Genomic DNA, 21,694 nt, shown 5'->3' with positions numbered 1-21,694 from the left:
TCCTCCAACCACGTCGTCGGCCGCACTTGTACGGCCGCCGATGCCGAGGCTCGTCGCCACGGCGCTCCGCCACATCGGCTCGCGGGCCGTGGTTCCGTCGGCCCCGGGGTGGAGTGACGCCCCGTCCTTTCGGCCGATGCGCAGCACGGCGTGGTGCCTGAGGCTGAGAACCGTGCTCCGAGACGACCTGCGAACCCTGTGGAACGAGCCCCGGCCGCCAGACGCGCCCGTCCGGGTGTGGCGGGACTGGGCGCTGCTCGCCGTGGGCCTGGGCGGTGTGGCGCTGGAGGCCGCCCTGCGCGAGAACGTCGTGTGGCGGCCGGTGGCGGTGGTGTTCGCCGTATGGCTGTGCCTGCTGCCCATGTGGCGCCGGACCCGCCCACTGGCGATGGCCGTGCTGGCGTTCGGCTCGGTGATCCTGCTTCAGGTGGCCTCGCTCGTCGCCGCACGGCGCGAGGTCGGCCTCACCAGCGGCGTTGTCGTGGTCATGCTGGTGTACGCGCTGACCCGGTGGGGATCGGGACGGGAGATCGTGCTCGGCGGCGCGGTGGCCCTCGCGGCCTGCGCCCTGGCGACCGTCACGGACGGGACCCCGGTCGTCGAGAAGGTCGCGGCCTTCGTCTTCCTGCTGCTGCCCGGAGTGATCGGGGCCGCCGTGCGGTTCCGGGTGGCCGCTCGCGAGCGGCAGTGGGAGCAGGTGCGCTCCCGCGAGCGCGAGCGACTCGCCCGGGAACTACACGACACGGTGGCCCACCATGTGTCGGCCATGGTGATCATCGCCCAGGCGGGCCGGGTGGTCGCGGACACCGACCCGTCCGCCGCCGTCGAGGCGCTGGAGGGGATCGAGGAGGAAGGGGCGCGCACACTGGAGGAGATGCGCGCCATGGTCGCCACTTTGCGGGACCGCGGCGTCGGCGCCGAACTGGCGCCGCCCGCCGGCGTCGCCGATCTGGAGCGCCTGGTGCGGACCCCGGGGGACCGCCTCAGGGTGGACCTGGGACTCGACGGCGAGCTGGACGCGCTGCCCCCGGCCGTGGACGCGGCCGTCTACCGCATCGTGCAGGAGTCGGTGACCAACGCGATGCGTCATGCGGTCGACGCGACCGAGGTCGTCGTCCGGGTCTCCGCAGAACGGCACACGGTACGGGTGAGCGTGCGCGACAACGGCCAACGCACCGGCCGAGGCCGTGCCGGATACGGACTTGCCGGACTACGCGAGCGCGCTGCCCTGCTCGGCGGCAAACTACGAGCTGGTCCCTGCGCCGACCAGGGCTGGCATGTCGAAGCCGAGCTACCGAGAGGAAGGACCGAGAGCAGTGCCCATCCGCGTCCTCGTCGCTGACGACCAGGCCATCATCCGCACCGGGCTGCGGATCATGCTGAACGCCCAGCCCGGCATCGAGGTGGTCGGCGAGGCCGCCGACGGACAGGAATCGGTACGTCTGGCCCGCGAACTGCGCCCCGACGTCTGCCTGTTCGACATCCGCATGCCCGTGATCGACGGGCTGGAGGCCACCCGGTTGGTCGCCGGCTCGGGCGTCGCCGACCCGCTGGCCGTGGTCGTCATCACCACGTTCGACCTCGACGAGTACGTCTACGGCGCGCTGCGTGCAGGCGCCCGCGGATTCCTCCTCAAAGACACGGGACCAGACCTTCTGGCGCAGGCCGTACGGTCGGCGTCCGACGGTGAGGCGCTCATTGCCCCCAGCGTCACCGTCCGTCTGCTCCAAGCCTTCGCGGAGCTTCCCGCCGGCCGGCCCGCGGCCCAACCGGTCTCCCCGGTCACCGCCCGCGAGGAGCAGGTGCTCCTCGCCGTCGCTCGCGGGCTGACCAACACCGAGATCGCCGATGAGCTGCACATCAGCCTCAGCACGGTGAAGACTCATCTGGCCAGCCTGATGGCCAAACTCGGCGCCCGCAACCGGGTCGAGATCGCGATGTGGGCCTACGAAACGCGCCGAATCCTCCCCCGGACCTGAGCCGGGTGCCGGGCCGCGTCCCATGAGTTTCCGCCCGGACCTCAGTGCACCGATCGGCTCGCGTCGGCTCCACGTGCCTCACCCTCCCCGGAGCATGACGTACCAGGAGGCCGGAACTGGGACGGTGAGACACCCGATACGACAGGACTCCCAACAGCTACTCGTCAGTCTCCACCTGCACATCTCGATGATCTGGATCAAAGACCTCACCAGGGCCACCCCCCGATGATCACGACTCGATACGCGCCCAACGAGCCTCCGTGGTCAGCTTCGCCATAGTCACCGCACTCTGCGGCTCCCCCTGTACCACTCACCTCTAAGGCGCTGATGACTCCACCGCCCGTCGCGCCCCTCCCTTCCGAAGGGAACAGCAACTACGGCTCCACAGCCCGCCGCAGCACCCGGCACGAGCTCGAAGATCCCTCCACGCTGTGAAGCCCATGCCGCTGGCTGAAGCGGCAGTCCGGGCGCTGCCCGGAGGGCCCGGGATCTATCAGCTGAGCCGCCGAACTCACGCCGACCGTAGATCGGGTGGGATGGCGCGGCGCGTTGGTACGACCGAATGGCCTGGCGCCGTTCACTACCTTGAAGCGGCGGAACCGCCCATGCTCACATCCCCCCGGCGACCCTCATCACCGTGCCGGTGGCGTAGGAGGCGTCGTCCGAGAGCAGCCAGGCGACCGCGCCGGCGATCTCCTCGGGCCGGCCGGCGCGGCCCATGGGGACGATCGCCGCCACCTTGGCGGGCCGCTGGGGGTCGGCGTGGAAATCGGTCCAGATCGTCCCGGGGGCGACGCAGTTGACCCGGATGCCGTCGGCCGCCACCTCCTTGGAGAGCCCAACCGTCATGGCGTCCACGGCGGCCTTCGCCGCCGCGTAGTGGACATAGGTGCCGGGGCTGCCGAGAGTCGCGGCGGCGGAGGAAATGTTCACGATCGCCCCGCCCATCGTCATATCGCCGATGGCTCGGCGGGCACACAGCAGGTATCCCAGGATGTTGACCTCCAGGGCCTGCCGCATCCCCTCCGGGTCGGCGCTGGCCAGCGGTCCGACCGGACCGCTCACCCCGGCGTTGTTCACCAGTGCGGTGACCGGGCCCAGGTGCGCGGCGGCGGTGTTGAACAGTCGGTCCACGTCCGCGGCGTCGGCGGTGTTGACCGCGACCGCGACGGCCGCCCGGCCCAGTGCGCGCACTTCTTCGGCCACGCCCTCGGCCGCCTCGGCGTCCGACCGGTAGCCGATGGCGACGTCGTGTCCCTCGGCCGCCAGCCGCAGGCAGATCGCCGCGCCGATGCCCCGGCTGCCGCCGGTGACCACGGTCACCCGCTGCCGCTCTCCCTTTTCCGCCATGTCCGGCCCTCCGAGCTGGGCATACGAATGATCGACTCGGGCAGCCACTCTACTCAGATGGCCTCCGCGTCGATCCCCACCTCAGCGCCCGCGGTGCGGCCCTTACCCGGGTGGGCGTTGCGCTACGCGGCCACAGTTGTGTGACTCGGCGCTTCAGGCGGCGGGAGTCGTTGTTGGCGGTCCCGGCAGAGAGTCAGGCCGTACCCTGCCGGAATGATTCTCCCCACGGTCAATGAGGTACGCGCGCTGCACGAGCGGTACGCGCCGTCGCAGGAAGTACTCGATCTTGTGCTCACCCACTGCGAGATCGTGTGCGACCTCGCCGCGCAGCTGGTGGCACGGACCGCCCTCCCCATCGACGGCGACCTCGTCCGTGTCGGCGCCCTGCTCCATGACATCGGCGTCTACCGGCTCTACGACCAGGACGGTCGGCTCGATCACCGCAACTACATCCGCCACGGCGTCCTCGGTTACGAGATCCTTCGCGAGGAGGGCTTCCCGGAGCCGCTGCGCCGCTTCTGCTCCTGCCACACGGGAGTCGGCCTCACCCGGCACGACATACGGGAACAGAAGCTCGACATACCCGAGGCCGACTACGTGGCCGGAACCGTCGAAGAGCAACTGGTCATGTACGCGGACAAGTTCCACAGCAAGACGACACCTCCCACCTTCCTCACCGCGGACTCCTTTGCCGCACGGATGGAGAGGTTCGGCGCGGACAAGGTTCAAGCATTCGGCGTTCTGCGTGCCCAGTTCGGCGAACCCGACCTGACCTCGGCGAGGGCACGGTACGGGCACGCGCTGATATGAAGTCGTCAGCGCCGGATCCGATGGGCCCGACCGCCTCCCTGTGGCGATGAACTGCGCAGTGTGAGGGGGCGCCGGCATCAAGTTGTGCGGGGGGCAGCACGCAGTTGCGGATCGGCCGCCGCAGCCCCTGCGGGCTGTTTCTTCGAGGGTTGGGTGTCACCGCTTGCCTGAGGGGTGCCTCGGCAGGAGGAGGACCGTCAGGGCCAATGCCGCCGCCCCGAGGACCCGCCAGCGCGGCAGGGACTCCGCCCAACCGCGGGGATCGTCCGGATCCGCGTAGAAGGCGAACTCCGGCGGCAACATGGCCAACACCAGCGCAAGAAGGGCCACCGCGCCCCCGCCCAACAGTCCGCCACCGAGCCCGCGGGTGAACCGCAACCCGGCCAGTGCGAACGCCACGGTGACCAGTGCCATGATCAGACACTCGGCGGCCAGATCCACGAGGGGCAGGCCGGCGTGCGCATCAGCCGGCAGTGCCATCGTCAACAGTGCGATGTCGAGCCACCATGCGGTGATCAGGGCCATCAGACCGCCGACGATCCTCAGCAGCCGTCGCAGCCAGCACGGGGAGGGGCAGGCAGCGGTCATATCGCTCGCGGGATCGTCCAGGACGAATGCAAGTCCCAGACCGGCGAGGACGGTCGCGAAGCGCAGCAGCACGACCACACCGCTGGGATCGGACGGCAGTAGGAACACCGGGGCTGCGGCACAGATCAGGGTTCCCAGCAGTACGGCGAACAGCAGGGGTACCGTGTTGGCCGCGCGGAGCTCATGCGGGAGCAGTGGGCGTACGGTCCGCAAGGTGCGGTGCACCGGCACCGAGGCGGTGTGGTGGTTCGATGTGGCCCGCGGGGTCAGTGAGCGCATGAAGTGATGCTCTTCTCGGTGGAACCGGCCGGAGCGGGCGCTGGGACATCCAGGATGCGGGCTGCCTGAGCGGTGGTGGTGGCGGGGTGAGTCAGCTGGTCCCAGTTCCGTTTGACCACTGCCCCGACCTTGTCGGCGGGGCGGTCCAGGAGGGTCAGCGCAATGGTGACGTCGTTCTGTTCCACGGCGGTCGATCCCAGGAACGAGCCGAAGTCGACCGTCAGACCCAACTGGCGTCCCCTCGTCGAGCGGATGGCGGTCTCGCTCTCCTCGGTCGCCTGGCCGGCGAGCCAGAGCGTGAGGATGCCCCGGCTGCCGCAGACCGTGCCGGGTTTGTCTTCGGAGGGGCCCTCGATGAGGCGCCGGGCGAGCGCGGTGACGAAGCCACTGACATCGTCGTCGGCCTGATCGGTGCCATTGCCCCAGTCCGTACCGACCGTTACCGCACCGGGGGTGCCCGCGCGTCGATCGTCCTCGGCCCAGTGATCGGGCCCTATCTCCATGAACACCTCGTTCTCGGGAACGATGGCCTCGACTCGCTGTCGTACCGCGAGGTGTTCTGGTCGTGCGCGATCCGGAATGCGGTGCAGCATGCCGTCCGTGACCCGGGCCCACTGTTGGTGCCGGTCGATGAACTCGGGGAAGGCACAGTAGGTGACCACCCCCTTCCGGACACAGGTGTGGAGCACTGCCGGGGCCTCCACGGCCTGCTTGTTCGCGGTCGACACCGATGCGGGGGCAGGGCGCAGTTGGGCCGCTCCCGCCGCGAGCGCCCCGACGAGTGCCAGTACCGCAATGCCGCGTACCAGCGGCCCGCGCTGTCCGGAACGCAGCAGCGCCGCTGCTGCAAGGACGACCGTGAGCAGGAGGAGATAGAGCAGATGGAGCCCGGCCGGGCGGTCCAGCAGCGCGGTGGGCAGCGTGCCGCGCGCCCCGGAGTCGGAGGCGATCAGCCCCCAGCGTCGCCAGGGGGAATCGGTGTACTTAAAGATGTATTCCCCCATGACGGACAGCCCCAGCAGGACCAGGGTGATCGGCCCTGCCGCCAGGGAACGGGTCATCGTGCCGATGAGTACGCCGAGGACCCCGGTGATCAGTACGAGAGCGGGTCCGGTGGCGAGTTCGGCCGCGGATGGACTGCTCACGGCCTCGGGCAGGAGGGTGAGCCAGCCGAACCGGATGCCCGCGAGGGTCGCGACCACGACCACGACGGGGAGCAGCGCCCATAGATGGGCCGCGGTGCGCTGGGCGGAGGTCAGGACGAGCGTCTCCAGCGAGGCGGTGGTGCCCTCGCGTGCGGAGCGTGTCACCGCGAGATGGGAGGCGAGAAGCACTCCCGCGGCTGGTAGCAGCAGTTCCAGTTGGAGGAGTCGGTCCTCGTCGTGGAGCACCGGGTACTCGGTGGTCCCGCTGGCCGTCGGGTAGCCCCAGGCGATCAGGCAGAGGGCGAGCGATATCAACACGGCCGGGTGGCGCAGCAGTCGGCGTGCCTCGAACCAGGCGAGGGCACGGACGGAGGCCGAGACGACGGTCAGCGGCGTTGTGGTGGGGCGGGCTCGCTCGGTCACGGTCATTCCGCCGCTCCGTCCGAGGTGGAGTTCAGCAGCAGATAGGCGTCCTCAAGGGTGGGTTCGGCCAACTCGGCTTCGGGTGGCGGGGTGCCGATGTTGCGGTAGGTGTTGGTACGGGTGCGCCAGCCGGCGATGGCGCCAGGGGCACGCTCCCGGCTGATCCAGACCCGGCCGCGGGCGATGTCGCATAGCGCTTCCGGGGTGTCGTCGCGGCGGACGCGTCCCCCTCCCATCACCACCACGCGGTGGCAGAGTGCGGTGACGTCCTCTGTCTGGTGGGTGGAGAGCAGTACCGTTCGGTCAGTGCCGAGTTCGGAGATCAGATCGCGGAATCGAAGCCGTTGCTCCGGGTCGAGACCCACGGTCGGCTCATCGAGGATGAGCAGTTCCGGTTCTCCGATGAGTGCGGCGGCGAGGGTGACCCGCTGGCGCATGCCTCCGGAGAGCGACTTCATCTTCTTGCCTCGCTCGTCGCTCAGTCCTACGGCGGCCAGCACCCGGCGGACTTCGTCATGACGTCTGACCCGTTCGGTGTGTTCCTTGAGGATGGCGATGTAGTCGACGAACTCGAAGGCGGTGAAGTGCCGGTGGAACCCCGGCGTCTGGGGCAGGTACCCGAGCCGGCGGCGGATCTCCTGCCGTTCGGCGGGGACCAGGGGATTTCTGCCGACTATCCGAACGTCTCCCCGGTCGGGGACCAGGGCTGTGGCGAGGACGCGGAGCAGGGTGGTCTTGCCCGCGCCGTTGGGACCGAGGAGACCGATGACTCCGGTGGACAGTGTCAGGGAGACTCCGTCGAGAGCGAGCGTCCCACGGAAGCGGACGGTCAGCCCGGTTACGGATGTGCTGGTCGAAAGAGATGCGGTGGTGGCGATGGGTGAGGGTGATGGGTGCTTCACAGACGGATGCCCTTCTCGAAGTCGAAGTCGGCGCGTAGCAGGATCAGCAGGGTCAGGGCGAGGACGAGGAGTACGGCGAGTGCCGACTGCCCGGGGAGGGAGAACAGGGCTCCGGAGTGTCGAGTGAGGGTCATTGCGCTCAGCCAGGCGACCGTGGTGGTGATCGCGGCGGGCAGTGATCCCATGCGGGGCAGCAACAGCAGACTGGTGACGGTCAGCAGACAGGACGGCAACAGCCAGGCGAAGGCCGCCGGACCGAGTTCGGGGAGCGCGAGTGACGCGGCGGCGGTCATGACTGCGGTGGTGGCCAGGACGACTGCGGTACGCAGGAGGACGAGACGGAAGGCGCTGGGCGCCGAGATCCTGCCCAGTTCGAACCCGGGGTCCAGACGGCCGCCGAGTGTGCCGGCGATCCCGGCTGCGGGAAGCAGTGGCGCAACGGTCAGGAAGATGAGTGGCGGCCCTCCGGGTTCGGCGAGCCGCGCGGTCAGTGCCGCGAAGAGCAGGGTCAGACAGGTACCGAGGAGCCAGGTCGCCCGCAGCGCCGGGGTTGCGGTCAGCAGTCGTGCGGCGTGGTCGGGGACGCCGAGGGCGAGGAGCGCCCGCTCCCAGGGGCCGGGGACGGGGATGTCGAGGCTCTGGTCGAGGGCCTGCCAGTTGCGTTCCACTGTGGCGGTGTCGACGAGGGGGGCCAGTCGGGAGCGGCAGGAGGAGCAGTGGTGGAGGTGGGGTTCGAGGCGTTGTCGGGCATCCGGCGGGAGGGTGCCGAGCGCGTAGTGGCGCAGTGCCTCACCGGGAGGATGGGAGGTCGGGGGGTGTTCCATCAACGCTGCCTCTCTGCTGGGTGGTGCGGTACGGCCTCGTCAGGGTGGGGCGGTGGCTGCGCGGGTCCTGGCAGTTCTGTTCCTTCCGCGAGTTCCGCTCGGAGTCGTCTACGGGCGCGCTGGGCTCTCGACTTGACGGTTCCGGTGGGGAGTCGCAGTTTCTGGGCGGTCTGTTGGGTCGTCAGTCCGTCGAGGACGGTGGCCTGGAGGACGTCCTGGAGATCCGGGGGAAGCCTGCCGAGTGCCGCGCGTACCGGTCCGAACTCGCCCGAGTCCAAAGCCTGCTCCTCGGCGGAGGGCGTGGGGAAGCGTCGGAAGGCGTCGAGTGCCCGCTGTATCCGGCTGCGGCTGCCATGGGTGCGGGCGGCATCGGCGAGGCGGCGGGCGGCGATCCGCCAGAGCCACCCGGCGAAGTCCTGTACCTCGGGCTGCCGTCCCTCGGTGCAGCGGCGCCAGATGGAGAGGAATGCCTCCTGGACGATGTCGTCGAGTTCGGCGGGGTCGGCGCACCGGTACTGCAACCGCGCGGTGAGCGAGGGCGCATAGCGGCGGTACAGCGCCTCGAATGCGGCCCGGTCACGCTCTCGTAGCGCGGCGAGCAGCTCGGCGTCGTCGGGTTGGTCGCCCGTTGTGACGTTCACATCTCCTCGTCGGGAACGGAGGCCGGATCGGTTCGCAGAACGGAAGTGACGTGCGTCACTCAGTGAGAGTAGGCGGGGTGTTTGCCGTTGCCCCCAGCCCGGCGGCGTTGGCATGCCGCAGCTCTCCGGTCGCTCCGTTGAGCGGAATACTCTGAGGGAATGACTGAGCGGGCGATGCAGGAACTGGCACTGCTGGTGCTGACGGCCCTGGCCGACGCACCCCGACACGGGTACGCGATCGCCCAGGAGATCAAGGGCATCACCGACGGCCGAGTCGCCCCACGCACCGGGGCGCTCTACGGGGCACTGGACCGGCTGGTCGCGGAGGGGCTGATCGAGGTGCGCCAGGAGGAAGTGGTCGACGGCAGGGCGCGGCGAGTCTTCGCCCTCTCCCCCGACGGCAGGGAGCGGCTGACCCTGGAGACCGAGCGGCTCGCCACGGCCGTACGGGAGGCCAGACGGCGCTTGGGGATCGACGGCACACCGGTGATGAGGTGATCGACCGGCTGCTGTTGCTGTATCCCTCCGGCTATCGGGCCGCGTACGGATCGGAGATCGCCGACACCTACCGGGAGATGACGAGGGGGGCGCCGCGCGGGGCGCGGCTGCGAGAGGGCCTCGATCTGGCAGCACACGCGGTGCGGGTTCGATTCCAGCTCAGGTCGGCCGATCCGCTGGGGCGTTTCCTCGCATCGGCCGCACCGTTCGCGCTGGCCGCCGCGGCGGTGAGTGCCGCCAGCCAATTGTTGCGCTGGTGCACCTCGATCGTTGTCTCTCCGACCCCGTGGATGCTGTCGATTCGAACTCTGGACCACGTCGGCGCGCTGAGCCTGCTGTTCTCCCTCCTTGTGTGCATCGGCGCCATGGTCGCCCTCACCGGGCGCTGGGCCGTGGGCGTGGCAGCGGCGGTGTGTGGGCTGTGCGGAACGGCCGGCCTCGCGCTGTCGGTGGAGTGGCTCTTCGGGGATCGGGTGATCGTCCCACTTGCGGCGTTGCTCACGGTCGCCGTGGTGCTGGCCTGCCCCGCTGACCTGCGCCCCGATGGAAGCGCATCGGCAGCGGCCGGAGCCATGGCATGGGCCGCTTGGCTGCCCGCGGCCGTGGTGGAGACACGGATCGTCCAGGGCGTGAGCACGCACTACGGCGCCTGGCCACTGTTGGCCCTCACCATGACGGGAGTCGTGCTTGCCCTGCGTGCGAAATCATCCGGCGTGTGCACGTTGGGTGCCATGGCCGTGGCCTCCCCACCCTTCATCGCCCATGCCTATGTCATGGCCTGGCACGACCTACGACCTGTGGCCGCGATGGTTCTGGTGTTCCCTGCCGCTGTGGTGATCACTGCGACCGTCGCGCGAGCGCGCCGCTCCCCCTGAGCCGGTCCGTCCCCTCAGCCGCCCTTCCGCGAAGGGCGGCTGTCGTCATCACATGGACAGGTCTCGGTTCACAGGGGCGTGGGCCGACCCTCCTCCGAGTGCGGGCCAACCCTCCTCGACATAGTCACTTCAACGGAATACTCTCGTGAGCGTTCTATGCGGTGTCCCTATCCGGCCACCGTTCCGGACTCACCGTCCCGGCCGAATCGATGGAGCCGGCGGCCGTGCGCAACCATTCCGACCCACGCGAAAGGGCGCCCCGAGGTGCCGTTCACCCTGTCCCACCCGGCGGCGGTCCTCCCGCTGCTGCGCCGCCCCTTCGTACCCGTTGCCCTGGTCATGGGCGCGATGGCACCTGACGTCCCGTACTTCCTTCAGACCCTGCGCATATCGGTCGCCGCCGGTGACTGGTACGGCCCCTTCCTCAATGCCACCACGTCCCACTCGCTGACCGGCGTCCTGACGGTCACACTGCCCTGCACGCTCGTCCTGGTCGCCGGCTACTGGCTGCTACGAGGACCGGTCACCGGATTGCTTCCCGCGCGCCTGGTACGCCCGGCACCCGCGTTGCCGAACAGCGCAGTTGCGAGGGCCCACTATGGGGCATGGCTCCTGCTGTCCGCCCTGATCGGTATCGCAACACATCTTGTGTGGGACTCCTTCACACACTTCGATGGATATGTCGTTGACCAGGTGGCGTTTCTGCGGGAACCGGTGGCAGGCGGGCTGACGCCTGCCCGGCTGCTCCAGCACCTGAGCACCGCGATCGGGCTGACGGTCCTCGGCGCTCACCTCTGGCGTCGTCGAGTTGATCGGCGCACTCCGCGATCAGCCGGATCCCATGCGCTCACTCCCGCGATCAGATGGAGCGTGACGGCGTTTCTCGGAGGGGCCGCTCTCCTGGGCGCCGCCGCCCACAGCCGAGGCATCGACGCCCATCGTCAGTTGACCATCGTGGACACCAGCCGTCCGCTCATGACAGAACTCGGCGATGGCGCGACCTCGATCACCTATCCCACCCGGACGGAGCCCGCACCCTGGCACACGGTCGCCGAAGGCATGCTGTCCGACGCCGCAAAGGGTGCGGGAGCCTCCCTCGCAGCCGCCCTGGTGTTGTACGCAATCGCCTGGCATCTCCATCGAGTGCTGCGCCCGTCACGGAGGGCTGGAACCGAAGCACGACCCGCCACGGCATCTGTGCCCGGGGGCAGCGACACCGAGAAGACCATGCCAAGTTGATGCCTCGCATCACGGCCCGATCGATATCACCGGGGGATGGCAGTCCTCGTCCTTCCGCATTGTCGCCCTCACGTTTCCCCTGTTGATTGCGTGATAGCCAGAAATCCGCAGTTCGCATACGTGAGCGCCGCGAGATCGCGGACGAGGTCGTCTTGGGGGCGGTCAGCCAGATGTGTCCTTTCATTGAGCCCGACTCCCTTCCTCGGCATACTGCGTCGCCTTGGGGCGAGGTGCGCTCACTTCCCCGCTCCCTTGGTCTCATCGATGCCTTTCTGCTTTCTAGACATCTGGAGAGATATGCGCAGACGAATGAGAAGACAGTGCGCCGTGACCGTGGCGATGGCGACCTCCGTGGCCCTTGCCCTGGGCTTGACGACCATCGCTTCAGCAGACGGGGCAAACGGTGCCGCCGAGCCCTTACGGGCCCTGCCCCACTCCGCCCTGGGCCTCGCCGCGAAGCCCGCCGACCAGAGCACGGACCTCGCATCCCAGCACCGCATCACCCTCATCACCGGCGATCAGGTCCTCGTCGACGCAGAGGGACGGGCAGTGGGTTTCCAGCCGGCCAAGGGCCGTGAGCGGATACCCGTACAGACCCGGACCGTCGACGGTCACACCCTGGTCATACCGGTCGACGCGCGACCGCTGGTGAAAAGCGGCCAGATTGACCGGCGATTCTTCGACATCACCGAGTTGGGCAAACCCGCCTATCGCACGGCCCATCGCAATGGTCTGCGGCTGATCGTGGCCTACCGGGGTGCGGCCACCGGCACCAAGGCCGAGGTGCGTTCGGCTGACGACACCGATGTTCGTAGGTCCCTCCAGTCCCTGAACGCGGACGCCGTCACAGCTTCGCCCAGCGGTGCGTCCGACCTCTGGAATGCGCTCACCGACACCTCGGTCCGCGGCCAGCGGAGCACAGCCGCTGGTATCCGTCAGATATGGCTGGACACCGTTCGTCAGGCGACGCTCAAGACCAGTACCTCGCAGATCGGTGCTCCCACGGCATGGGCCGCCGGCTATGACGGCAAGGGCGTCAAGATCGCCGTGCTGGACACCGGTGTCGACACCACGCATCAGGACCTCAAGACCCAGGTGAGCGCGGAGAAGAACTTCAGTACGTCCGCCGACGCCAAGGACCGCTATGGGCATGGAACCCATGTGGCGTCCATCGCCGCGGGTACGGGTGCCACAGCGGGCGGCCTATACAAGGGGGTGGCGCCGGGGGCCACCCTACTGAGCGGCAAAGTCCTCGACGACCAGGGCGTGGGCGACGATTCCAGCATCATCGCCGGGATCGACTGGGCGGTCTCACAGGGCGCCGACATCATCAACCTCAGCCTGGGCGGCCGGGACAGCGCCGGGATCGACGCCTTGGAAGCACAGGTGAACCAGGTGTCCGAGGCCAAGGGCGTCCTCTTCGCCATCGCGGCGGGCAACAGCGGTACACAGTCCCTCAATTCACCGGGCACCGCTGATGCGGCACTCACCGTCGGTGCAGTGGACAGTGCCGACAAGCTCGCGCGCTTCTCCAGCACCGGACCGCGGCTGGGCGATGGGGCGATCAAGCCGGATGTGACCGGACCCGGGGTCGACATCACGGCCGCAGCCGCACCCGGCAGCGTCATCGAGCAGAGCACCGGCCAGAACCCGGACGGATACCTCTCCATCTCCGGTACGTCCATGGCCGCCCCGCACGCCGCCGGCGCAGCCGCACTCCTGAAGCAGCGCCATCCGAACTGGACCTACCGCGAACTGAAGGCGGCGCTGACCGGGTCGACGAAAAGCGTCTCGGGAACGCCGTTCGAGCAGGGCAGTGGCCGTATCCAAGTGGACCGGGCACTGTCCCAGACAGTGATCGCCGATCCGGTGTCAGTGGGATTCGGGGAGGTGCAGTGGCCGCACACCGATGACATCCCCATCACCAAGGCCGTGACGTACCGCAATCTCGGCACCGAAGACATCACCCTCGATCTGGTGGCCACGGGGCTCGACCCCCAGGGCAGTCCCGCCCCAGCCGGATTCTTCACACTGTCGGCTTCACGGCTGACCGTTCCGGCCGGAGGAAGCGCATCGGTCGACCTCACGGCCGACACCAGACACGGTGGTGGCGTTCACGGCACGTACTTCGCGCATGTCACCGCCAGTGGAGGTGGTCAGACCGTACGCACGACGGCGGCTGTCGAGCGCGAAGAGGAGTCCTATGAGTTGACCATCAAGCACATCGGGCACGACGGCAGCACCACCCGGATCTACTCCGATGACATCATCGGCATCAAGGGTCCGGCCCAAGGGACGGGAGTTTGGACGGGGTACGACCCCTCGGGCACGACCAAGGTCCGTGTGCCGCCGGGGACCTACATCCTCAACACCGACTTCTATGATCCGAGGGATGCGAATCAACGAGTCGACTGGATCAGCCAGCCGAGACTGAGCATCACGGGAGACACCGCGGTGACCGTCGATGTGCGGACCGCCCGACGGGTCGACATCACCGTGCCGGACCCAACTGCCCGCTCGATCCTCGCGAGGCCGGGCTTCGACGTGATCGTGACTGAAGATCGGTACCATGGATTCGGGTGGCTGCTTGACAGCTATGACCACTTCTACCGAGGCCATCTCGGCCCGCGGATCACGGACGGTTCGCTGAGGCAGCAGTGGGACGGACACTGGGTGAGACCGGACGCCACCTCGTACCACACCATCGCATCCAGTCATGTGCAACGCATCGCAACGGGATTCACCAAACGATACGGTGCCCATGAGTTCGCCACGATCAAGCCCGTGGCGGGAGCCTCCGCACCGCAGAAGCGCGGCGCGGTGGCGGCCACCGGTTGGGCGCCCGGGTCGGATTTCCCCTCGTCCACCTCCATCGCCATTCCCAAGACACTGCCAGGCACCCGTACGTTGTACGTCTCGACGGCGGACGGCGTCCGATGGGATCTCCTGTTCCAGCAGGTCGACGAGACTGACACTCCCGAGGTGGAGTTCACACTCGCAGAGCCCCAGAAGTTCACGGCTGGCAAGACCTACGTCAAGACGTTCAACGTGGGAATCTTCGGCCCTCGGATCGACGATGAGTACGGTCTGTTCCGCGAAGGCGACCTGCTCCACGGCCGACTGCCGGTCCATGCCGACGGTCGGTCGCATCCGGGGTCATCGCAGTTCACCTCGGCGAAGACGACCCTCTACCGGGGATCGACCAAGATCGGTGAGAACGCGATCCCACCATTCGGCAAGGTTTCCATGTTCAACATGCCGGCCGAGCCGGGGAACTATCGCCTCACCACATCCGTGACCCGCAGCGCACAGGTGGGTCGGGCATCCAGCAGGGTCGATGCCAGCTGGTCGTTCCCGTCGAAGAGCACTACGGCTCGTACCCAGCTCCCCGCCTCCACGGTCCACTTCGCCACAGCCCTGGGCCTGGACAGCACGGCACCTGCCCGAAGGACCCAGTCCGTCTCGGTTCAGGTCCAAGGTGCGGCCGAGGGGCGCAATCTCGCGTCACTCGCGGTGTACGCGTCGTACGACCACGGCAAGAGCTGGAAGAGGCTGACCGTCGCCAAGGGCAAGGTGTCCGTGCGGAACCCGGCCAAGGGCAAGGGCATCTCCTTCCACGCCGAAGTCACCGACAAGAAGGGCAACAAGTCCACGGTCTCAATCTTCGACGCCTACTTCGGCAGCTGAGATAAGCGCCCGAAGACAACGGTGGTAGGGCGGTCCGTCAGAATCACCGAGCTTCTGACGGACCGTCCCACGACGAGCGGCTCGCGTCACCGCACCAGGAGCCCTCCCGTTCGGCTCCGCCTGCTCCCACACGAGCGGCGGCGGACGCGCACTCACGACCGGGGCGAGGTCGCATGCGCGGGTCACCGTGGTGGCCGGCCGTGTCCGCAGCCTCGTCACGCGGACGGGTAGCGCGCGTGCGGCAGTCGCCCTACACCCGGGCGCGTCAGATGTGGGAGGTGGCGGCCGTCTGCTTTGTTTCGGGTCATCGCGCCGCCCCTGCCACGGGGTCGCCGAAGTGACCTGGAGACGTCCTTGAACCGTAGATTCTCATCGGCCACGGCCAGATCGGTGCGGGCCGCGCTGATCTGTCTGCTGGTCTGGGGGATGTGGGGAGCCACAGCCATGGCTCCCGCATCGTCAGCAACCGGACCGACCGTGGTGGTCGGGGACATAGACCACACCCACTCCACCGGCCAGAACGTGGGTGAGCACGCCCGTCCCACGGACAGCGGACGTGCCAAGGCTGCGTCACATGCCGTGCCCCGGCCGGTCTCGCACCGCTCGGTCGCGGTGAGCCGACGCGTCGTCAACCCCGCCGACGACGCCCTGATCGCCTGGGTCGGCCCCACCCAACCCCCGACGCTGCTCACCTTGCAGCAGGCGATGAATGCGGCCGTGGTCGGGGACACCGTCCACATCGTCCCCGACAGCTATGTGTTCACCAAGACGATCACCGTGCCCCGTCGGGTGACGCTCACCAGCGCCTCGGACTCGGTGGTCACCGCGCTGTTCTCGGTCACCGGCAGCGGGCTGACCGCCAGCGGTGTCACCTTCGAGCCGACCGCGGCGAGCAAGACGGTGGTGACGGTCGCCGCGACCTCCGCCGACACCGTGCTCGACGGCATCCGCATCACCAACACGGCGAACCTGGCCACGCTCACCGGCATCACCTTCTCCGGTACCCCGACGACCGGCAGAACCGTCGAGAACTACGTCTTCGACAATGGTGACAACGCCGCCAACGGCATCTCCACCGGCATCAACGCCGGCAACTCCACATCCGTCGTGGTGCACGACACGGAGATCACGGGGGCCACCCGAGGCTTCTTCATGTCATCCGCCGCCACCGGCACCGGCCCCGAGTTCTCCCATGTGGACATCGAGGCGACCCTTCAGGGAGTGCTCACCGGCAGAACGGTCGGGGCGTCCTTCACCGAGGTGCACATCACGGGTACGTCGCTGGCCGGCTCGTACGGAATCAACCTGGGCGGCTCCACGGGTGTCGTGATGACCGACAGTTCGGTCACCGGCTATGTCTATGGGATCGCCACCGCCGCGGCCACCACCGGCGACGGGCCCCAGTTGACCCGGGTGACGGTCTCGGATGTGGGCACGACCGGCATCAGCCTCGGGGCGACGACCGGTGCGAAGCTCACCGATGTCACCGTCTCCGGCGCAGCGAACAGTGTGGGCATCGGTGTCGACCTGGCCCGCGCCACATCGGTGACCATCGACAACCCGAACATCAGTGGCCTACGCACCGGTGTCAGACAGGTCTGGGTCCGCACGTCCGGGCATCCGCTGGCCGGTCCCGTGGTGACCGGGGGCACCTTCACCGATGTCGCGACCGGCATCGTCGTCGCCAACAACTCGGGCTTCCGGGTCACCGGCACCTCCATGAAGCTCGTCGCCGGCGGGGCGGGCGGCGGTGGCATCGGAATCGGGGGCTACGAGAACACGGACGTGGTGATCAGCGGTGTGACCGTCGAGGGGTACGAGAACCCCGACGATGTGCGCCGGGGCTCCGCCGCCGTCCGCTTCTACTACTCGGACCACATCAAGGTCCAGAACTCGACCTTCACCGGCGGTGCGAACGCCTTCTACTGGGACATGACAACGGACGTGACGGTCACCGAGGCCACCGTCAGCGGCATCGACTGGTGGGCGACGTACACCGAGTCCGTCATTCGGCTGACCGTGCAGAACAGCACCTTCACCGACAACGCGGGCGTGGCGAACCTGACGATCAACCCGTCCGCGAGCGCCGACGGACTGGACGTCATCCAGAACAGCAGCGACATCACCTTCACCGACAACGAACTGGCCGACAACCCCGCCGGCATCCTCTTCCCGTACGGCGGGAACACGCTCGACTACCTCCGCAACCACGTGAGCGGGGGTCCCGCGTACTACGTCGTGTACGCGGTACCGGCGCACCATGTGGTCGTCACGGACAACGAGATCTCCTTCAGCCCGCTGGAGGACAACTCGGCGGCGATTCGCGCGGGCACGGCGTTGGAGAACCTGGACCCGGCGACCTTCCCCAACACCCCCGAGGACCAGCAGTCGCGTTCGTCCTCGGACATCGACGTCCTCGGCAATGTCTTCACCGGTACGGGACCGATGGTCCAACTCGGTGAGAAGGAGGGCACCTGGCGCGTCATGCGGGACACCGTCCTCGTGCGGGGCAATGTCTTCCCCAAGGACTCAGTCGCCATCCGCACCTTCCCCAACGCCGAAACGGGGCAGGACAGCAACACCGAGAACGACATGATCGGCGGAAACGTCGCCGTCGACGCCCGGGACACTCCGGCGGCGGGGACCACCACCGAGCAGGAGGTCGGCCAGCGCGGCAGCAACGACTGGGGCAGCCCCTGCGGGCCCCGGGTCACCGTCGGCGACACCTACACACCGGCCGACACCCTGATCTACGACGGTGGAGGCGCCTGGATCCATGAGACGCGCGAGCCGCAGACGCTGTATCCGACCCGCTGCGCGGACATCGGGCTGAGCGTCACCAAGACCGTCGACTCCCCCACTTACACACCCGGCCAGACGCTGACGTACACGGTGACGGTCGCCAATGCGGGTCCTCAGGACGCGCACGCCGTCCGGGTGGTCGATGAGCAGCCGACGACGCTGACGGACTTCACGTGGACGTGTGAGTCCGAGGGGACAGCGAGCGCCTGCACCGATCCGTCCGGCACCGGCTCCATCGACACCTTGGTGGACATCGCGGCGGGAGGCCGGATCACCTTCGTCATCACCGCCACCACGGCGGCGGACGCCTCGGGCGACATCGAGAACACGGTCACCGTCACCCCGGCCGTCGGCACCGACGATCCCGGTTGCGAACCGAGTTGCAGTGCCGGTGTGATCACTCCCAGGACACCGGTCGTGGGTACGGTCTCCGTGACCAAGACCGATGCGGACTCCGGCACTGCTCTGGCGGGTGCGGTCTTCGAGTTGTGGGCGGAGACCAACGGCGTTCCCGGTCTCCAGACCACCGGTGCGGTCCCCGACAGCCAGGTCGGCGCGGTGTGCACGACCGGCCCGAGCGGAGGGTGCACCCGTACCGTCGGCGTCGGCACGTACTACTGGCGGGAGACACAGGCACCTGAGGGCTACGAACTCCCGGCCGACCCCGTCTTCGGGCCCCTCGTCCTCACGGAGGAGAACGCCGGTCAAGGGGTTGCCGTCAGCGCCGAGAACACCAAGGCCACCGTCACCGGCACCATCAAGGTCCTCAAGACCGACGCCAAGAACGACGAGGCCCTGGCGGGCGCTGTCTTCGAGTTGTGGCGCGAGACCAACGGCGTCGATGGACTCCAGACCAGCGCCTCCGGTTCCACACCGGCCGACACACGTGTGGGCAACGGCTGTGCGACCGACGACGAAGGCATCTGCCTCTTCGACGACCTTCCCACCGGGGAGTACTACCTGCGCGAGACGGCTGTCCCGGAGGGCTACGTACTGCCTGGCAACCCCGTCAGCGGTCCGTTCGAGATCACCGATGCCAATGCCGACGAAACCGTTCTCGTCAGTGTGGCCAATGAGAGAGGAGAACCCCCCAAGGGCAAGTAGTCGCGCCCGGGAGGCGGAAGCCCGCTGCGAACCGTCCCGCCCGGGCACGACATCTCGTTCGGCCCGCGCCCCGAAGCGCGGGCCGAACCGTTGTGATCGTCCTGGCATCGGGTTCGCCCGTCACGTACTGACAGAGTCCGGGTGGGAGGCGGTACGGGGACGCCGGGTGTATTGCCCCCAGGGTTGCTTACGTGGGCGACTGGTCGGTGTCCACCACCCGGGCGTCGATCAGATCGAGCAGAGCGCGGACAGCTGCGGTGGGCCGTCGGGTCGCCGAGGTGGCGACGGAGAGGCTCCACCGGAGCGGGGCGTCCGCGACCGTCAACGTCCGCAGACCGGGATCGTCCGGGATCGCGAACCGGGGCACGAACGCAACGCCCAGCCCCTCGCGCACGAACGCCGCAGCGGTGGTGAAGTCCGGCACCTCCAGGGTGACGCGTCGCTGTACCGCCGATGCGAGGAAGGCTTGGTCGGCGAGCTCGCGGTTGCCGTAGCCGGGCGGGAAGTCGATGAAGGGCTGTTCCGCCAGCTCCCCCAGTGACACTTCGTTGCGCTGGGCCAGCGGATGCCCCGTCGGTACGAGCAGGCGCAGGGGGTCCGCCAGCACCTCGCGGGCCGCCACCCCGGCCGGCACACGGCCGGGGAAGGACAGGAAGGCGGCGTCCAGCTCGCCCGCGAGCAGTGACCGGGTCAGACCGGCGGAGCCTGTCGGATCCAGCCGTAGTCTCACGGTGACCTGCGGATGCTGTGCGTTGAGCCGTCCCAACAGCCGTGGCAGATCGATGCCGACCCGGCCGATCCCGATGATGACGCCCACGGTGACGGTGCCGCTCAGGCTGCCGTAGGAGTCACGGACCGCATCGCGGGCCGCCTGCGCGGCGTCCAGGGTGGCGCGCGCTTCCGGGAGCAGTGCGAGACCTGCGGTGGTCAGTGTCACCTTCTGCGAGGTCCGCTCGAACAGGGCGGCGCCCAGCTCCCGCTCCAGCGAGCGGATCGCGGTGGACACGCCGGACTGGGCGACGTGCAGCCTCCGCGACGCACGGGTGAAGCTCAGCTCTTGCGCAACGGCGGCGAAGTACTCCAGGTGCCGCAGTTCCATGACGACGCACCTCTCTAAAGATCTATCTCTCAATCGTATCGAATGCATCCGAAACTATCGTTGGACTCGATCCATCGATGGCGTGACGATGGGCGGTACGCAACCGACCGAGGAGTGGATGGGTGTGTCCGTGTCACCTTCACCGGCACCGTCGAGAACCGGCCCGGCGCCGTCGACGGCGAGGTTCATGACGTCAGCCGCCGGCCAGCACACCAGGGCCGACACCGACCTTGCGACGCGCGCATCACACCATCGCGGCTTCTGGTTCGCGGCCGTGGCGTTCACGGTGCTGATGGCCTTCGGCACCGCGCCGACACCGCTGTGGCCCCTGTACGCGGCACGGGACGGCTTCGGCACGACCACAATGACCATCGCGTTCACCGGCATGGTCGCCGGTGCCGCGGTGAGCTTCTTGACCCTGGGGCATCTGTCCGACCGGTTCGGGCGTCGCCGGATCATCGTGCCGGCCCTGGTCGTCGGCCTGGTCGCGGCCGTCGTACTGATCGCATGGCCGACCCTGCCTGGTCTGCTGACCGGACGGGTGCTGAACGGCGTCGGGGTGGGGCTGATGGCCTCGACCGCCACGACGTATTTGCACGACCTGTACCGCGAGGCGCACCCCGAGCGCCGCTTCTCCGTCCTGCCCGCGACCGTCGCCACCGCGGCGAACCTCGGTGGACTGGCACTCGGCCCGCTGGTCGCCGGGGCCATGGCCCAGTGGGCGCCGTCGCCCTTGGTCACCACACAGGCCGTGTTCGCCGCTGCGATGGCCGTCTCCCTGGTGCTCGTGCTGTCCAGCCCCGAGACCGTCGACCGGCAGCTCCAGGAGCAGCGCCCGAGCCGGTTCGCCCTGCTGCCCGGCGCTCGGAGGGTGTTCGTCGCTGCCGCGGCGATGGGCTTCGTCTCCTTCGCACTGCTCGGCTTTGTCTCTTCGCTCGGTGCGACCCTGATCCATGACCGGCTGCACATCGACTCCCACCTGATCACCGGTCTCACCCCGTTCCTGATGTTCGCGTCCGCGGCGCTGGCCCAACTCGCTGCCGGACGGCTCGGCCTACCCCGTACCTTGCGGACCGGAGCGGTCGTCTTCCCCATCGGTCTGACCCTGACCGCGCTGTCGCTCTACCACCCGGCCCTCTGGCTCCTGCTCATCGCGGTCTCCGTCGCGGGTGCCGGCGCGGGCCTGCTGTTCAAGAGCGGTGTCACGATCGGCGCGACGGTCGCCGAGCCCGCGTCCCGTGCCGGTGTGCTCTCGGTGTACTTCGTCATCGGCTACATCGGCATGGGTGTGCCCTCGATCCTGTTCAGCATCGCCACCCAGCACATCGGCCTCGGCAGTGCCGTGATCGGTCTGGCGAGCGTACTGGCGATTGGTGCCGCCCTGTCCGTGGCCCTGGCCACCTCCGCACGCCAGAGCATCCGAGGCTGATCCGCCAGCCGGTCCATTCG

At 68.5% G+C, this 21,694-nt stretch carries 16 protein-coding genes; 9 read left to right on the top strand and 7 right to left on the bottom strand.

Translation table 11 applies throughout. The features are described from left to right. Positions 1 to 172: 172 nt before the first annotated feature. Complete coding sequence (locus tag ACFXJL_RS22245; RefSeq protein WP_384694966.1) at positions 173 to 1,342, top strand: sensor histidine kinase; 1,170 nt, start codon at positions 173 to 175, stop codon at positions 1,340 to 1,342. Continuing rightward, positions 1,317 to 1,979 carry a response regulator transcription factor gene (locus tag ACFXJL_RS22240; protein ID WP_358879595.1) on the top strand — a complete coding sequence of 221 codons (663 nt, stop codon included), beginning with the start codon at positions 1,317 to 1,319 and terminating at the stop codon, positions 1,977 to 1,979. Before ACFXJL_RS22245 ends, ACFXJL_RS22240 begins: the two co-directional genes overlap by 26 nt. Positions 1,980 to 2,588: 609 nt before the next feature. Here the strand turns inward: ACFXJL_RS22240 and ACFXJL_RS22235 are convergent. Continuing rightward, positions 2,589 to 3,329 (bottom strand): SDR family oxidoreductase, encoded by a 741-nt coding sequence (locus tag ACFXJL_RS22235; RefSeq protein WP_384694962.1) that lies wholly within the window; start codon positions 3,327 to 3,329, stop codon positions 2,589 to 2,591. Positions 3,330 to 3,542: 213 nt separating this feature from the next. On the opposite strand from ACFXJL_RS22235, the gene ACFXJL_RS22230 reads away from it, so the two are divergent. Continuing rightward, complete coding sequence (locus tag ACFXJL_RS22230; RefSeq protein ID WP_384694960.1) at positions 3,543 to 4,139, top strand: HD domain-containing protein; 597 nt, start codon at positions 3,543 to 3,545, stop codon at positions 4,137 to 4,139. A gap of 156 nt (positions 4,140 to 4,295) precedes the next feature. Here ACFXJL_RS22230 and ACFXJL_RS22225 read toward each other — a convergent pair whose 3' ends face one another. From ACFXJL_RS22225 to ACFXJL_RS22205, 5 genes are read right to left on the bottom strand one after another with little or no spacing between them, the layout of a single operon-like run. Further along, positions 4,296 to 5,006 carry a hypothetical protein gene (locus tag ACFXJL_RS22225; RefSeq protein ID WP_384694957.1) on the bottom strand — a complete coding sequence of 237 codons (711 nt, stop codon included), beginning with the start codon at positions 5,004 to 5,006 and terminating at the stop codon, positions 4,296 to 4,298. Continuing rightward, the gene (locus ACFXJL_RS22220; RefSeq protein WP_384694954.1) at positions 4,994 to 6,580 is read right to left on the bottom strand and encodes an ABC transporter permease; all 1,587 of its coding nucleotides are present in this window, start codon (positions 6,578 to 6,580) and stop codon (positions 4,994 to 4,996) included. Before ACFXJL_RS22220 ends, ACFXJL_RS22225 begins: the two co-directional genes overlap by 13 nt. After that, positions 6,577 to 7,476, bottom strand: a complete 900-nt coding sequence (locus ACFXJL_RS22215; RefSeq protein ID WP_384694951.1) for an ABC transporter ATP-binding protein — start codon at positions 7,474 to 7,476, stop codon at positions 6,577 to 6,579. The genes ACFXJL_RS22220 and ACFXJL_RS22215 overlap by 4 nt, the downstream gene beginning before the upstream one ends. Then, positions 7,473 to 8,300 (bottom strand): zf-HC2 domain-containing protein, encoded by an 828-nt coding sequence (locus ACFXJL_RS22210; protein ID WP_358879600.1) that lies wholly within the window; start codon positions 8,298 to 8,300, stop codon positions 7,473 to 7,475. The genes ACFXJL_RS22215 and ACFXJL_RS22210 overlap by 4 nt, the downstream gene beginning before the upstream one ends. Further along, positions 8,300 to 8,941: an RNA polymerase sigma factor gene (locus ACFXJL_RS22205; RefSeq protein WP_384694947.1), complete on the bottom strand. Its 642-nt coding sequence runs from the start codon at positions 8,939 to 8,941 to the stop codon at positions 8,300 to 8,302. Before ACFXJL_RS22205 ends, ACFXJL_RS22210 begins: the two co-directional genes overlap by 1 nt. Positions 8,942 to 9,100: 159 nt before the next feature. Between ACFXJL_RS22205 and ACFXJL_RS22200 the strand changes: the two genes are divergently transcribed. The 5 genes from ACFXJL_RS22200 to ACFXJL_RS22180 all read left to right on the top strand — a co-directional run bounded on the left by ACFXJL_RS22200 (position 9,101) and on the right by ACFXJL_RS22180 (position 19,146). Further along, positions 9,101 to 9,439 (top strand): PadR family transcriptional regulator, encoded by a 339-nt coding sequence (locus ACFXJL_RS22200; RefSeq protein ID WP_384638266.1) that lies wholly within the window; start codon positions 9,101 to 9,103, stop codon positions 9,437 to 9,439. Further along, the gene (locus ACFXJL_RS22195) at positions 9,436 to 10,314 is read left to right on the top strand and encodes a hypothetical protein (RefSeq protein ID WP_384694944.1); all 879 of its coding nucleotides are present in this window, start codon (positions 9,436 to 9,438) and stop codon (positions 10,312 to 10,314) included. Before ACFXJL_RS22200 ends, ACFXJL_RS22195 begins: the two co-directional genes overlap by 4 nt. A gap of 264 nt (positions 10,315 to 10,578) precedes the next feature. Then, complete coding sequence (locus ACFXJL_RS22190) at positions 10,579 to 11,553, top strand: DUF4184 family protein (protein ID WP_384694941.1); 975 nt, start codon at positions 10,579 to 10,581, stop codon at positions 11,551 to 11,553. A 309-nt stretch (positions 11,554 to 11,862) separates the two neighbouring features. Next, complete coding sequence (locus ACFXJL_RS22185; protein ID WP_384694938.1) at positions 11,863 to 15,240, top strand: S8 family serine peptidase; 3,378 nt, start codon at positions 11,863 to 11,865, stop codon at positions 15,238 to 15,240. A gap of 354 nt (positions 15,241 to 15,594) precedes the next feature. Further along, a complete protein-coding gene (locus tag ACFXJL_RS22180) occupies positions 15,595 to 19,146 on the top strand; it encodes a SpaA isopeptide-forming pilin-related protein (RefSeq protein WP_384694935.1) in 3,552 nt (1,183 codons plus the stop codon). A 187-nt stretch (positions 19,147 to 19,333) separates the two neighbouring features. Here the strand turns inward: ACFXJL_RS22180 and ACFXJL_RS22175 are convergent, their stop codons facing one another. Next, positions 19,334 to 20,245 carry a LysR family transcriptional regulator gene (locus ACFXJL_RS22175; RefSeq protein ID WP_384638284.1) on the bottom strand — a complete coding sequence of 304 codons (912 nt, stop codon included), beginning with the start codon at positions 20,243 to 20,245 and terminating at the stop codon, positions 19,334 to 19,336. A 187-nt stretch (positions 20,246 to 20,432) separates the two neighbouring features. On the opposite strand from ACFXJL_RS22175, the gene ACFXJL_RS22170 reads away from it, so the two are divergent. Further along, positions 20,433 to 21,674, top strand: a complete 1,242-nt coding sequence (locus ACFXJL_RS22170) for an MFS transporter (RefSeq protein WP_384694932.1) — start codon at positions 20,433 to 20,435, stop codon at positions 21,672 to 21,674. Positions 21,675 to 21,694 lie beyond the last annotated feature (20 nt).

Origin of the sequence: Streptomyces sp. NPDC059256 (genome assembly GCF_042753785.1) — a bacterium.
In the GTDB taxonomy this organism is placed as follows: domain Bacteria; phylum Actinomycetota; class Actinomycetes; order Streptomycetales; family Streptomycetaceae; genus Streptomyces.
The sequence above is the reverse complement of the archived record's forward strand: the minus strand, read 5'-3'. Positions and strand labels throughout refer to the sequence as shown.